At 43.7% G+C, this 14,352-nt stretch carries 14 protein-coding genes and 1 riboswitch; of the genes, 11 read left to right on the top strand and 3 right to left on the bottom strand.

The window, feature by feature from the left end:
• The first annotated feature begins 22 nt into the window (after positions 1–22).
• Together CXF86_RS21135 and CXF86_RS21130 are read left to right on the top strand one after the other, a co-directional pair.
• Positions 23–1,006, top strand: a complete 984-nt coding sequence (locus CXF86_RS21135; protein ID WP_102039956.1) for a formate dehydrogenase subunit gamma — start codon at positions 23–25, stop codon at positions 1,004–1,006.
• Between the two features lie 278 nt (positions 1,007–1,284).
• Positions 1,285–2,613: a coproporphyrinogen III oxidase family protein gene (locus tag CXF86_RS21130; protein ID WP_101090106.1), complete on the top strand. Its 1,329-nt coding sequence runs from the start codon at positions 1,285–1,287 to the stop codon at positions 2,611–2,613.
• Positions 2,614–2,738: 125 nt separating this feature from the next.
• Here CXF86_RS21130 and CXF86_RS21125 read toward each other — a convergent pair whose 3' ends face one another.
• Positions 2,739–2,918 carry a hypothetical protein gene (locus CXF86_RS21125; protein WP_101090105.1) on the bottom strand — a complete coding sequence of 60 codons (180 nt, stop codon included), beginning with the start codon at positions 2,916–2,918 and terminating at the stop codon, positions 2,739–2,741.
• A gap of 373 nt (positions 2,919–3,291) precedes the next feature.
• On the opposite strand from CXF86_RS21125, the gene CXF86_RS21120 reads away from it, so the two are divergent.
• From CXF86_RS21120 to CXF86_RS21105, 4 genes are all read left to right on the top strand, one after another.
• Positions 3,292–4,155: a PfkB family carbohydrate kinase gene (locus CXF86_RS21120; RefSeq protein WP_101090167.1), complete on the top strand. Its 864-nt coding sequence runs from the start codon at positions 3,292–3,294 to the stop codon at positions 4,153–4,155.
• A 238-nt stretch (positions 4,156–4,393) separates the two neighbouring features.
• On the top strand, positions 4,394–5,851 hold the full coding sequence (locus tag CXF86_RS21115) for a sensor domain-containing diguanylate cyclase (RefSeq protein ID WP_101090104.1): 1,458 nt from the start codon (positions 4,394–4,396) through the stop codon (positions 5,849–5,851).
• A 217-nt stretch (positions 5,852–6,068) separates the two neighbouring features.
• Complete coding sequence (locus CXF86_RS21110) at positions 6,069–6,767, top strand: MOSC domain-containing protein (protein WP_101090103.1); 699 nt, start codon at positions 6,069–6,071, stop codon at positions 6,765–6,767.
• A gap of 57 nt (positions 6,768–6,824) precedes the next feature.
• On the top strand, positions 6,825–7,151 hold the full coding sequence (locus tag CXF86_RS21105; RefSeq protein WP_102039983.1) for a DUF4870 domain-containing protein: 327 nt from the start codon (positions 6,825–6,827) through the stop codon (positions 7,149–7,151).
• Positions 7,152–7,208: 57 nt separating this feature from the next.
• Here the strand turns inward: CXF86_RS21105 and CXF86_RS21100 are convergent, their stop codons facing one another.
• Positions 7,209–9,125, bottom strand: a complete 1,917-nt coding sequence (locus tag CXF86_RS21100) for a methyl-accepting chemotaxis protein (protein ID WP_101090102.1) — start codon at positions 9,123–9,125, stop codon at positions 7,209–7,211.
• Between the two features lie 327 nt (positions 9,126–9,452).
• Positions 9,453–11,102: an electron transfer flavoprotein-ubiquinone oxidoreductase gene (locus tag CXF86_RS21095; protein ID WP_101090101.1), complete on the bottom strand. Its 1,650-nt coding sequence runs from the start codon at positions 11,100–11,102 to the stop codon at positions 9,453–9,455.
• A gap of 251 nt (positions 11,103–11,353) precedes the next feature.
• Positions 11,354–11,490: riboswitch (molybdenum cofactor riboswitch) on the top strand.
• On the opposite strand from CXF86_RS21095, the gene moaA reads away from it, so the two are divergent.
• The 5 genes from moaA to moaE all read left to right on the top strand — a co-directional run bounded on the left by moaA (position 11,478) and on the right by moaE (position 14,352).
• Positions 11,478–12,458 carry a GTP 3',8-cyclase MoaA gene (gene moaA / locus CXF86_RS21090; RefSeq protein WP_101090100.1) on the top strand — a complete coding sequence of 327 codons (981 nt, stop codon included), beginning with the start codon at positions 11,478–11,480 and terminating at the stop codon, positions 12,456–12,458. Its footprint overlaps the riboswitch before it by 13 nt.
• Before the next feature lie 86 nt (positions 12,459–12,544).
• Positions 12,545–13,069, top strand: coding sequence for a molybdenum cofactor biosynthesis protein B (gene moaB / locus CXF86_RS21085; protein ID WP_102039955.1), 525 nt, complete (start codon positions 12,545–12,547; stop codon positions 13,067–13,069).
• A 142-nt stretch (positions 13,070–13,211) separates the two neighbouring features.
• Positions 13,212–13,643: a cyclic pyranopterin monophosphate synthase MoaC gene (gene moaC / locus CXF86_RS21080; RefSeq protein WP_374702345.1), complete on the top strand. Its 432-nt coding sequence runs from the start codon at positions 13,212–13,214 to the stop codon at positions 13,641–13,643.
• Between the two features lie 6 nt (positions 13,644–13,649).
• Positions 13,650–13,901, top strand: a complete 252-nt coding sequence (moaD, locus tag CXF86_RS21075; protein ID WP_101090097.1) for a molybdopterin synthase sulfur carrier subunit — start codon at positions 13,650–13,652, stop codon at positions 13,899–13,901.
• Between the two features lies 1 nt (position 13,902).
• Complete coding sequence (gene moaE / locus CXF86_RS21070; protein ID WP_101090096.1) at positions 13,903–14,352, top strand: molybdopterin synthase catalytic subunit MoaE; 450 nt, start codon at positions 13,903–13,905, stop codon at positions 14,350–14,352.

Below are 14,352 nucleotides of genomic sequence, written 5' to 3'. Positions count from 1 at the left end.
AAGCAGTAACAGAGGACGTATTATGAACAAATGGTTTAAACACATAGGTATCGCTATTGCACTGTTATTCAGTGTGACAGCTTTTGCTCATGACAGTGCAGATCATGCTGATGATGCTAAAGTGGATAATGGCCAAATTTGGTCACAGCTTAAAGCGGGTGCAGAAGGTCGTACAACATCGTTAAGTGAATTCCATGCTCAGCCAATCAACACGTATGATTTACGTGTACTTGAGCTGCGTAGTGACCTATTAGCGCCGGCGTTAATGGCCGCGCTATTTGGTATGATCATTATCTTTATCCTGTTTATCAAAGTGAATGGCATCTCCAAGCTGCACGGTGGTTTCTCGGGTAAGTTGGTCTATCGCTGGTCTAAGTTTGACGTGTCTATTCACTGGTTAGGTGCTATTCCGTGTCTGCTATTGATTTTGACGGGTCTAACACTATTGGCCGGACGATTCTTCTTCCAGCCTTATATCGGTGAAGGTCTATGGTCAAACCTTGTCTATGCTGCAAAGCAAGTGCACGACTTCATGGCGATCCCGTTCATGATTGGTTGGGCATTAATGACAGGGCTTTGGGCTAAAAACCAGCTACCAAAGATGTATGACGTAAAATGGATGATGGTTGTTGGTGGTTACATCAACTTCGGTCCATTTAAAGGCAAGCATCCAGATGCTGGTTTCGCTAACGCCGGTGAGAAGTTGTGGTTCTGGGCCTTTGCTTTATTTGGTCTGGTGATCTCTGCTTCAGGTATGTTGCTACTATTCCCGAACTTGTTCGAGCCTAGCCGCACATTGAGCTTGATTGCATTGGTACTTCACTCTATCAGCGCTATCATCATTACTGCTTTCTCAATCGTCCATATCTTTATGGCTACGGTTATGTCTGAAGGTGGTATGGAATGTATGGTTTCAGGTTACTGTGATGAAACTTGGGCAAGCCAGCACCACAATCTTTGGTTCGATGAGATCAAAGAGAATGGAACGCTTAAATACAAAGAGTAAATTCTTTAGTATCTAAGGCTTGAACGGCAAACACCTCAGTTGATTTATTCACTGAGGTGTTTTTGTTTTAAACGGACAAATGACGAGTTGGTCGATTTATGCGCCTTTGCTAAAACATGACTTACTTAACAAAATGCTCTACATTTCCTTGATAGGAAACGCTAAGTTATAACCAAATCACGTTTTACTGTGATTTAAAGTGTTAATTTTGCTCTCCGCTAGTTCAATTCGGTACATCTCTCTTTATTTTTGAACAGCCATCTTTGATAGGAATTTTTATGTCTTCAATTATTTTGCCCGATAGCGCTCAACCTTATAAAGCTAATATCACCACGCCAGATTGGATGATTAGTAGCATGGAAAAGGTGATGCAGTTCTATGTCGATCGCAATTTAAGGCTCGATACGGTTTCTGCCGAGATGATGCCAAACCCAATTGAAGGTAAGAAATACATGCTTTATGCGCATGTGCCTTTCTGTCATACCTTGTGCTCATATTGTACTTTCCATCGTTTTCTGTTCAATGAAGATAAGGCTCGTAGCTACTTTATCTCTTTGCGAAAAGAGATGGATATGGTCAAAAACCTCGGTTATGACTTCGAGTCTATGTATATCGGCGGTGGTACCACCACTGTTTTAGAAGATGAACTTGCCCGAACCATCGAGCATGCGAAAAAACTGTTCCCAAGTATTAAAGAAGTGTCATGTGAGTCAGATCCACAACACTTAGACCGTCCAGGCTTTAAGCAGCTTGAGGGCTTAGTTGATCGTATGTCTATCGGGGTGCAGAGTTTTAACGATGACATTTTAACCATGACTGATCGGATCGATAAGTTTGGTACTGGTCAGCAGACATTCGATAAAATCATGGCAGCTAAAGAGCTGTTTCCGATCATTAACGTCGATCTTATTTTTGGCTTTCGTGGTCAAACAGATGAAGTGATCCAAAATGACTTAGATATGGCGGCAAAGTTAGACCCACGTCAAATCACCACTTACCCGCTGATGATCACGCATCAAACACGTAAGAGTGTTAAAGGTAAGTTGGCCGCGCCTCAAGGTGACATGGTGCGCCAATATCGTCAGATTTTGAATAGCCTGAATGGCCAATACAATCAGCTTTCAGCTTGGGCATTTGGCAAAACAGATAATGAAGGTTTTGATGAATACGTTATCGACTACGACGAGTATTTAGGCGTAGGTTCAGGCTCATTCAGTTTCTTAGATGACACGCTCTACGTGAACACCTTCTCGTTGAAGAAGTATCAACAGCGAATTGGAAGTGGCCATATGGGTGTTGAGCAGCAAAAAAACTACGGTCGTAAAGAGGTGATGCAGTATCGATTCCTGCTAGGGATGTTCTCAGGGCGTTTATCACGTAAGTACTTCCGTGAGACATTTGGTGTCAACCTAGATACCGCCTTATTTAAAGAGATGACCTCGATGAAGGCTATTGGTGCTATCAAAAATGACCCGATGGATCGTGATAATTTGATTGTTACTGATAACGGTAAAATGATGGGGTTGTTGATGATGAAAGAGTTTTACTCTGGGATGGACAATGTCCGAGCTCAACTGCGTAAACCACTAAAAGAGAGTGATATGTAATCAGTTAATATTGGCTAAGCTAATATTATAAATTGATTTAATTAGGTCCACTAAACTCCTCCACAGCAAATGCGGTAACTACTTGAGAGTATTTACCGCTTTGTTTGTTTACCCTGAAAAATTTCTTATGTCTGCAGCGAAATTAGGTGCTCTAAACGAACGATATCTTCCCTAATTTGTACGATATACGTATCGGTATATCGCATTTTATCAAACTCATAAAGACACGCTTTATAACGTTTGAGACGAGTCTCGAGCGACTCCTGGAACTCCGTGAGTTCATCCATACTAATAATTGAGTCCATTCAACTATCCTATTCCGTTGGGATGTGGCCATGATATACGCAGTCAAGCCGTGACTGTGTAAGTGTTTTAAGTATAGTCAAAATGGGCGGAATAACAGAAAAGATTTATAATTCATTATTACGAGGTTTTTCTGAAGCTTAATGCTGACGGCAAATGCATATTTAGTTAAAAATGTCGTCAAGTCTCACACCTGCTTGAGAGATGTCTTACATGAAACGACTATAAAACGCCCAACATCACTCCAGAGCATTCTTGGGAATGTGAAAATTGAACCGTTTCTCAAGATAAAAGCTAATGACTTACGCATTGGGCTTGGCGCACGAATACAAATCTCTTACTATCAATGTATCGCACTCTATTTATCAGGTTGTCATGGCCAGTATTTTACTTGTCGCAAACTTAAACTGTGATCGTATCTTTAACCTCAATAAACCGCTGAAAACAGGAGGTCGATTTCATTATCAAGATGGCGGCCAGAGGCTTGGTGGCGGTGGTGCTAATACGGGGATCGGCTTAGTTTGGGCTGGACATCAAGTGACGTTAGTGACTGAAGTCGGGCGTGATGACGTCGGTGACTGGTTGTTAGCAGAAGCGAGTACTCAGGGGATTAATTGCAGCTTAGTGCAGCGTCGAGCGGGTCCTACTAACGAAATGCTATTGATGATGACGCCTGATGGTGAGCGAACCATCATTCGTCCCGAGCGACCGACATTTGAGTTACCCATTCCGCCTCAATGGGGGACGATTGACGCTTTTTATATTAATTCATCATCTGAAGGTGCTGCTAGCTGGGCGAAAACGGCGATTAAGCATTGTTGGGTGATAGCCCAATTGGCTAAAGATGAGCGAGCTCGACCTTGCCATATTTTATTAACCTCCTTAAGTGATATGCATGGGCGTTGCGGACAGCAGCCATGGGAGTTTGCCAAGTCGATAGCGGGCGAAAGTTTGCAATATTTTATTGTGACTGATGGTGAAAATGGCGCCACGCTCTACAGTGGATCCGAACCCGTTGATGTGGCGGCAGTGCCGAGTGTGGTGGTTGATACCACAGGCGCGGGAGATGCTTATGCTGCAGGCCTTATTAACGGTCTGGTTAACAAATTAACCATGGTTGAGTCGATGCAAGAGGCTTCGACCTGGTCTAGCTACGCAGTGGCCTGTGAGAGTTCAATCCCAGGGAAAGGCTTAAAAGAGTATTTAAGTGCAGGAGCTCAATCTAAATCGTCATCTTAATGTCACTATTATCAAGTAGCTTTAGCTATGGATTGACGTTTTCCTTAGTTTATTAACCTCTTTTTAAACTGCTTTTTGCCCTGTTCTCCTACAGGGCCATTTTTCTACAATAACCCCCCTCTTATCAATACTAATAATCAATGCGAGCCAAGCGATTTTCAGTTAATATTAACACTTAGTTAACAAGTTAGGCTTGTTTGAGTGGGTTCAATTTAATCGCGTGAAGTGAGCATCGTATATGGGTCATAAAGTGTGGAACGATAAAAAACGGTTTATCTGGACCCTAACGGTTTTGTTACTAGCAGCTTTTGTGGTCACCAGCGGTATCAGTTATCAAGTGGCACATGATTCATTAAGTCAGCAAATCGAAGAAAATACTTTACCGTTAACCAGTGATAATATTTATTCAGAAATACAACAGGATCTACTCAAACCTATCTTTATTTCATCGCTAATGGCGCAAGATACCTTTGTACGTGATTGGACTCTAGATCAAGAGAAATCGCCAGATAAGGTCGTACGCTATCTTAAAGAGATCCAAGAGAAGTACGGTACTGTCACTAGCTTTTTTGTTTCTGAAGCTAGCCGTAATTACTACCATTCGAGCGGTGTTTTAAAACAGATCGATGATCTTGATCCAAATGATGCTTGGTATTTCAGGGTGCGCTCGCTGCCTAAGTCAGAACATTATGAAGTGAATATCGATCAAGATACGGCTAACCGTAATCGAACCGTTATTTACGTTAATTATAAGGTGTTCGACTTTGACGGCAATTTCATTGGAGTTACTGGTGTCGGCTTGGCAGTCGAAAGTGTAAAAAAAATGGTTGAGCTCTATCAAACTCGATATAACCGCAGTGTCTATTTTACCGATAGGCAAGGCAACATCACTTTGCATAGCGAAGGTTTCTCTGGCGGCGATACTTTACAAACTACCCCAGGGCTAGAGATGCTTGCCACCCGCATTTTAACCAGTCCTAGCGCTGCTTTATCATATGAACGAGATGGTAGAACCATTTTTCTAAACAGCCGTTTAGTCGCAGATTTTAAGTGGTACTTATTGGTGGAACAAGATGAAAGCTTAGGCAAACAGAAGCTGCTTACCACCTTCTGGGCTAACTTAGGGTTGAGTATCTTTGTGACGTTGGCCATTTTGATAATAGCCAACATGACCTTGGGTAAATATCAACGAAAACTAGAGTTGATGGCGTCGACTGATAAGCTGACAGGTGCAGCCAATCGTCAAGCTTTTGAAGAGTACTTTGCTAAATCTCTGGCTCGTTCGGTGCTGGATAGCACTCCAATGTCGGTGTTGATTTTTGATATCGACTATTTCAAACGCATTAATGATCTCTATGGCCACAACATGGGCGATTTGGTGATTCAGACCGTCAGTAACATGGTTAAATCTCAACTTCGGGATGAAGACTTGCTGTGCCGCTGGGGCGGGGAAGAGTTCTTAATTCTACTGCCGAATATCGATTTGAGTCGTAGCCACGATATTGCTGAGCGAATTAGAGCTTCTATAGAAGCTCGCGTTATTCGAGTTAATGGCAATGAAATACGGGTAACAGTGAGCGCTGGCGTTGCAGAACATCGCGCTTCAGAAAAGCCTGAAGAGTTGATTAACCGTGTTGATGTTGCGCTGTACCAAGCAAAAGGACAGGGCAGAAATAAAGTGGTATTGTCCTATTAACCCGCTAGTAGAGCTTCTTATTTTGTGTGAGTTGACCTTGTCTGATGCCGAGGACGGTTATCTAGTTAATCAAGATCTAGCAGTCCTAGAATATACTGGTAACAAGACTTTATTTTGAACTCGTCTGGATAATATTCATTATTGTTGATGCAGCTAGGGTATCGCTATCACAATAACGAGTGATAGGATAAAGCATGATAATTAAGAGCATTTTTTGATGACAGCGCAAATACTCATTAAGCAAATTTCAGGTTTATATCGCGGCAATGACCAGACAAAATTTGGCGCCGTGCAAAGTGGCATTGATCAAAAACACGATTGTAAGCAGCTACTTGTTGCTGAAGGAACGGTTGAAGGCGATAGCCAAGCAGATCCCAAGCATCACGGCGGGCTCGACAGAGTATTGCACCATTTCCCTCGAGAGCATTACGGTCAATATCGCCGCTGGGATATGATCACCGGCTTTAAAGATGCTCCTGCGATGGGCGAGAATATTAGTACTGTCGGGCTGGATGAAACCCAAGTCAATATTGGCGATATTGTCCAAATAGGCGAGGTGCTGTTACAAGTGACACAGCCTAGGTCGCCATGTTTTAAACTCAATCTGCAGTTCGGTCACAATGATTTTGCGCTAGCAATGCAACAGAGCGGCCGTTGTGGCTGGTTTTATCGAGTACTGAAGAGCGGCACAATTGATGAGGCTGACACTATTACGCTTATTGAAAGGTGTTCTGATATTAGCATCGCAGAAGCGATGCATATCTATTTCTTGCCCGATTTTGATGCCGTGCAATATCAACGTTTAGCGAATTGTCCTGGACTTGCGGCATCTTGGGTTGGAAGTTTACAGCGTCGAATGGCGAATAATGCCATTGAAGATTGGCAAATGCGTTTATATGGCGTACAACAAGCATAGTTTGTTGATTATATTAATATTTCAAGGAGTGGAATTGTGACTCAAGATGAGAAAAACATGGGGATAGTGGTACATTTGGCTAGTTTTTCAGGCTATTTGATCCCGTTTGGCAGTATTTTAGGACCATTAATTGTCTGGTTGATGAAGCGAGATGAGCTGCCGTTTGTTGATAGTTGTGGGCGTAACTGTTTGAACTTTAAGATCAGCATGGCGATCTATGCCATGATCAGTGCCGTATTGATGTTGGTTGGTGTAGGGTTCATTCTACTCGGTATTATTGCGATCGTTGATATTGTTTTTACGATTATTGCAGCGATGAAAGCCAGTGAAGGCGAAAGTTATAAATACCCTATGTCGATCAAATTTATCAAACCACGTACATAAATTTAGCTGTTTGAGTTGCCTACCGAGTGACCTCGATAGGCAATGTTATTACTCAGGTTAAACCTTAAAGTTAGCCACTAATGAATCGAGTCGATGCGCAAGCTGGCTGAGTGATTGGCTGGCTTTAGCAGCATCTTCAGCAGTATCTGCAGTGCGCTGGGTAATGTCGTTAATATCACTCACGTTACGATTAATATCTTCAACGACTGTTGATTGCTCTTCAGTGGCGGCTGCAACTTGTATATTCATGTCACTGATTGAACCAATGCGCTCACTAATGCCGGTCAGTGATTGACTCGCTTCGTCCACAGCATTAACTCCCTCAATAGATCGAGAGCGGCTTTGTTCCATCGCTTCTACCGCGCGACTTGCTTCGGCTTGCAGTTTATCAATCATCACCTGTACTTCATTGGTTGAAGTGGCTGTACGTGATGCTAGATTACGCACTTCGTCGGCAACCACTGCAAACCCCCGACCCGCTTCACCTGCTCTGGCGGCTTCAATTGCAGCATTTAGCGCTAACAAGTTTGTTTGCTCAGACACCGCTCGAATCACATCGAGAATACTTTCGATAGATTGAGTGTGAGTTGCTAGTGACTCAATGACCTCACCGACTTGTTCGACATCATTGGACAGTTGGCTAATGGTTTCGCGTGCTCGAGTCACAACGACTTGACCGTTAGTTGAATCCGTATCTGCGGCTTTTGCTGTATCTGCAGCTTGCGCGGCATTACTGGCAATTTCATTAACCGTAGCGCCCATTTCATTAATCGCGGCAACGACCATAATGGTTTGGTCTTTTTGCAGCTGGCTATCTTCTAAAGTGCGCTGTGCCTGGTGAGATACATCGATGGCAGAGCAACCGAGTTGCTTACTGGTTTCTGCCACTTCAATCATCGAGGCTTGAATTTTGCTGATAAAGCTATTAAACCCCTTGGCTAGCTGGGCTAATTCGTCTTCTCCTTCAACCGGCAGTCGTTGACGCAGATCACCTTCACCTTCACCAATATCGCGCAGCATGTCAGCAACTCTGGCGATGGGGCGGCTAACAGAACTGGCGACTAAGCTTGATAACGCAATAAATAATGCTGCAATTACCGCGGTCCAGATAAGAATTTTATAGGCTGACTCTTCGAGCAGTGAAAAAATTTCGCTTTCAGGTACTTGCGCAATTAAGTACCAATCCATTGACGGAATATAGCTGCTAGCAATGAGCATGGCTTCGCCATCGATATCTGTTTTCAATAGGTTGAAATCAGTACGGCGCATTAGGCTTGAAGTGTCGGTGCCACTATATAGATTGTTTAAATCCGCGTTACCTATTTGTGCCGTGTCTGGGTGTAATTTTACTTGTCCCTTGCTGTCGACCAAATAGACAAATCCTGATTGTTCAATTTTAAATGAGCGTAATAACTGCACCATATCATCGAGAGATTTTCCTAAACCGACTAAGCCTCGACCATTGGGTTGTTGGTAGTTAATAAATAGCTTCACATCGCCATTGTCTTCAGTGAATACATTGAGCATGGACTCTTGGCCGCTGTTCTTGTAATCGAAGAACCAAGCATCTTGAGCCGGGTTTAGCTCTCGCAGAAAACCATCTTGAGTATAGTAAGCCGCGCTTTCTTTATCCGCAAAAGAGGCTTGGGCTAAATCATATTGGCGGGAGATCTCGTTTAACTGGCTCACCAGCAAAGGTTCACCGGCTGCGGGGCGATCCTCTTCTAGCCATTGGAGTAACATTTTATTGTTGGCGAGTTGCTGAGCGGCATTCATTAATGTCGAAATGTTGAGTTCGAGCTTATTGCGGATCTGCGCCAACATATTGGGCATCTCCGAGGTCAACATTCTTTGTTCTACCACTTGTTTAGCGCTTTGTTGGCTAAGCATGCCGACAAGGGCTGTGGAGAGTAATACTGTTAGGGTCACAGTAAGCAGAATTTTCTGTTTAATGGTGAGCATATTCAATTTCATAAAAATTCGATTGCCTAATACAGCCAATATTGATGGCCGAAAGTAGTGGATTGATAACAGACTCGGCACAGTGGACGCAAAACCTATTTTTAGGCTGAGCTTTGTGAAGAGGGATCTGTTTTGTAACGTGTAGGAATAAAGGCAGGTATCTGAATTTCAGTCTGAAATCTGTACTCTTATATTAGCGCGGAGGATTATGTCTATTTTTTGTTATTGGTGCAACTAAAAATGCACACCTTGTGGTGTGCATTTAGTTTTAATATTGTAATCTGCACTGATATCAATTCATTAAGAAGTTGCATTTTATGAATTGAATTTCAATGGCGTTTACATGTTTGGATAGTTAGGACCGCCACCGCCTTCAGGCGTTACCCAAGTGATATTTTGGCTTGGATCTTTGATATCGCAAGTCTTACAGTGAATACAGTTTTGGCTGTTAATCACAAACTTATTTTCGCCTGCCTCTTCAACAACTTCATATACCCCTGCTGGGCAATATCGCTGTGCGGGTTCATCAAATTTAACCAAGTTGAAATCGATTGGGATCCGCACATCCTTTAAACGAAGATGACACAGCTGATCTTCCTCATGGAAAGTATTCGACAAATAAACCGACGACAGCTTATCAAAGCTAAGTTTTCCGTCTGGCTTAGGGTAATCGATTTTGCTGTAGGCACTTGATTCCGCCATCTGGGCGTAATCAGGTTTTTCATCTCTAAGGGTGACCGGAAACTTACCGCCAAACCAATTTTGGTCAACAAAGTTAAATGCACCGCCAAGGTATGTCCCAAACTTATGCATTGCAGGGCCAAAATTACGTGAACAATAAAGTTCCTCTTTTAGCCAGCTCTCATCAAATCGGTCTTGGAGGCAATTGAGATCTTTGCCTCCATCAACTCCGGCTAGCATCGCTTGTGCCAGTGTTTCTGCAGCTAACATTCCGCTCTTCATTGCGGTATGTGTACCTTTGATTTTGGCAAAATTTAAGGTACCCGCATCACAGCCAATGATCATTCCACCAGGGAAGGTCAGTTTTGGTAAAGAGTTCAAGCCACCTTTGGTAATAGCACGAGCACCATAAGAGACACGTTCGCCGCCAGTGAGCGTTTTAGCAATGACTGGGTGAGTCTTATAACGTTGGAATTCATCAAATGGACTTAAATGTGGATTTTTATAGTTGAGATCAACAATCAAACCAACGGCAATTTGGTTGTTTTCGAGATGATACATAAAGCCACCACCCGACGCGCCTTCAGTTAAAGGCCAACCACCAGTATGCACCACTTTGCCGAGCTCATGTTGTTCGCTGGGAACGGTCCAGATCTCTTTAAAGCCAAGGCCATAATGTTGTGGGGTTTTACCATTATCAAGTTGGTATTTTTCAATAAGCTGTTTGCCTAAATGGCCACGGCAACCTTCTCCAAATACGGTGTATTTAGCGTGAAGTTCCATGCCAGGCTCATAGCTACCTTTTGGCTGACCATCTTCGCCAACACCCATGTCACCTACCTGGATCCCTTTAACGCTGCCATCAGCATTAAAAAGCAGTTCGCTTGCAGGGAAACCTGGGAATACCTCAACACCAAGCTCTTCAGCACGCTCGGCTAACCAGCGGCATAGATTGCCAACACTGATGATGTAATTGCCTTCATTGTGCATGGTCTTTGGAACCAAAGCATTCGGCATAAGGCGGGCGTCGGTTGCTGAACTCAGCATGTGGATCTCGTCGTGAGTTACCGCAGTGTGCAGCGGTGCGCCAGACTCTTTCCAGTCATTAAAAAGCTCACCCAATACTTTGGGTTCAAAAACGGCTCCAGAGAGAATGTGGGCTCCGACTTCAGAACCTTTCTCTACTACACAGACCGTGAGTTCTTGACCACTGTCTTTGGATATCTGCATTAAACGACAAGCTGCTGCTAATCCTGAGGGCCCGGCACCCACGATTACAACATCGAACTCCATTGATTCGCGTTCCATCAGTTCATCTTCCTTTATTTCCCCCGATGATTACAGTGGCAAAAAGCTCACGCACTATAAACGGGTGTTTTAATCTTTAACTTCACTTTACCTCAAAATAGGGCTACGGCACAGAGTTTAAACTGTTCTAGTGCAGCTATTTTAAGCACTTTTTTGGGTGATGGCGGTCACACATATTCCACAGGTGCTGCTTTTTAATGCTAATAGTGACGATGAAGCTATGGTTTGTCGCCAAAAAACGCCTATAATCAAGTTTGACGGTTCTCCGAGCTTCTAATCCTACGTCGAGACAGATACGGGTTTTTAGCCGTGGCAATAACGCCACCGGGGTGAGAAAAGAAATGATCTCACCTCCCCTTACTTGGAAAGGTGATCATGTCCCAACTACAAGACAATTTTGGTCGACGGTTTCATTATCTGCGTATGTCAGTGACTGACGTATGTAACTTTAAATGCACTTATTGCCTCCCTGATGGTTATCGTCCCGACGGTAAACCCAAGTTTCTCGATCTCAATGAGATAGAACATTTAGTTTCTGCCTTCTCTGAAGTCGGCACGCAAAAAGTTCGGATCACCGGTGGTGAGCCCTCCTTGCGTAAAGATTTCACCGATATTATTCGGATTGTTAAAGATAACGAAAAAATCAAAACTATCGCCACCACAACCAATGGTTATCGCTTAGCTAAGCATGCCCAAGAGTGGTATGACGCTGGGCTCAGACGCATTAATATCTCTGTCGACAGTCTCGACCCGAAAATGTTTTATCAAATTACCGGTGAGAATAAGTTTGATGAAGTGATGCGCGGTGTCGATGCAGCGCTAGAAGCGGGCTTTGAGCGGGTAAAAATCAACGCTGTATTGCTTAAGGGTCTCAATGATAAGGACTTGCCACGCTTTCTGCATTGGATTAAAAGTACGCCCATTGATTTGCGCTTTATTGAGCTAATGGAAACAGGTTTAGGCCACGACTACTTTAAAGCGCATCATTTAGCCGGCGCCGATATCAAAACGCAGCTGCAACAAGAGGGCTGGCAGTTTGATACTCCCTCGGCGGATGATGGTCCAGCACAAAACTTTAGCCATCAAGACTACCAAGGTCGTATCGGGCTTATCATGCCTTATGCTAAAAACTTTTGTGCCAGCTGTAATCGCTTACGTGTTTCAGCCAAAGGTAAGTTACACCTGTGTTTGTTCACTGAAAATGGGGTCGACTTACGTGATTTGCTGCAAACACAAGATCAACAAGCTGAGCTTATTGAGCGTTTACATGGACAGCTCGCACAGAAAAAAGAGACGCATTTTCTGCACGACGGCATCACCGGCGTGACGCAGCATCTCGCTTCTATTGGTGGCTAAATTTAGATCTGACGCAAATTTATTGCGTCAGATCCCCGCTATAATCGCCGCATTGACTGCTATTTAGTTAAATTAAAGAGACCGTTATGGGACATTGTACTCAGAGCCAATTTTTGCCACTCAATATTGCTGTATTAACCTTGTCAGACAGCCGTAATATCGACAACGACACCTCTGGTCAGTTTTTAGAAAGTGCACTGCTTGAAGCTGGGCATAACTTGGCCGATCGCCAGATAATTAAAGATGATAAATATCAGATCCGTGCCGTAGTCTCGCAGTGGATTGCCTCAGATAACGTCCAAGTGATTATCACCACTGGCGGCACCGGTTTTACTGAAAGAGACAACACACCTGATGCCGTCAAGCCACTTTTTGATCGCGATATCGAAGGTTTTGGTGAGCTATTTCGTCATATCACCTATACCGAGCTCGGCACTTCAACCGTGCAGTCTCGCGCACTCGGTGGCATTGCTAATAAAACCGTTATATTTTGTCTTCCTGGTTCAACCGGAGCATGTAAAACCGGTTGGAATAAAGTGCTGAAAGAGCAGTTGGACGCTACGCATCGCCCTTGTAATTTTGTGATGCACGTTAAGAAAATAACAAACTAACTTGTAGATAACGCCCTGTGTTAACGCAATATATTGCATTAACAGGCTATCTATAAGGTGTTTTGATAAATATGTTGATTAAGAAGGTTTAACCCTAATGACAAATGCTTTTACCCATATCAATGCAGACGGTAACGCACACATGGTTGATGTTACTGATAAGTCAGTCACTGAACGTGAAGCTAGAGCAGAAGCTTATATCGAGATGGCGAGCGAAACGCTCGACATGATCATGAAAGGCAGCCATCACAAAGGTGATGTATTTGCCACGGCGCGTATTGCTGGTATTCAAGCGGCAAAGAAAACATCTGATTTGATCCCACTGTGTCATCCTTTGATGCTGACGAAAGTTGAGGTTGAGCTTGAAGCGCAACCTGAGCATAACCGTGTTTGGATCCGCAGCTTGTGTAAGCTTTCGGGTAAAACGGGTGTTGAAATGGAAGCGTTAACCGCGGCATCAACTGCAGCACTGACGATTTACGATATGTGTAAAGCGGTACAAAAAGATATGGTGATTTCTCAAGTACGTTTACTTGAGAAGCGTGGCGGTAAATCTGGTCACTTTAAGGTATAGAAAGAGATGATAAACGTACTGTTTTTTGCGCAAGTAAGAGAGCTACTTGGCACCGCAAGCATCAAAGTTGAAGCGGCCGAAAATACCCAAACAGCTGAAGGCTTGCGAGCAACATTAGCCGCCACAGATGATAAATGGGCCAAGATTATGGCGTCAGACAAGCTATTGGTGGCGGTTAATCAAACCATTAGCCAGTGGGATAGCGCTATTGAAGATGGCGATGAAGTTGCCTTTTTCCCACCAGTGACTGGAGGCTAAGATGATCCGCGTACAAACTGCAGATTTTAGTGTTCCAGAAGAGTATCAGTTAATTAGCCAAGAAAATGGTGATGGCGCTGTGGTCACTTTTGTGGGTAAAGTACGTGACTTCAATGATGGCAGTGCCGTTACTGATCTTACACTTGAGCATTACCCCGGCATGACCGAAGCGGTATTGAATCAAATAGAAGCTGAGGCGCGTGAGCGTTGGGCACTCAACCACGTTACGATTATTCATCGTGTTGGTCGAATGGCTTTAGGTGAGCAGATTGTCTTTATTGGTGTTACCAGCGCACATCGAAAAGCAGCCTTTGCCGCGTGTGAGTTTTTAATCGATTTTTTAAAGACCAAAGCCCCATTTTGGAAACTTGAAGCGGGTGAAGAAGGCGCAAGCTGGGTTGAAGCGCGTGATTCCGATGAGCAAGCGGCGAATGTGTGGAATAAAAAGTAA

It is taken from the genome of Shewanella sp. GutCb (genome assembly GCF_002836135.1).
Classification (GTDB): domain Bacteria; phylum Pseudomonadota; class Gammaproteobacteria; order Enterobacterales; family Shewanellaceae; genus Shewanella.
The sequence above is the reverse complement of the archived record's forward strand: the minus strand, read 5'-3'. Positions and strand labels throughout refer to the sequence as shown.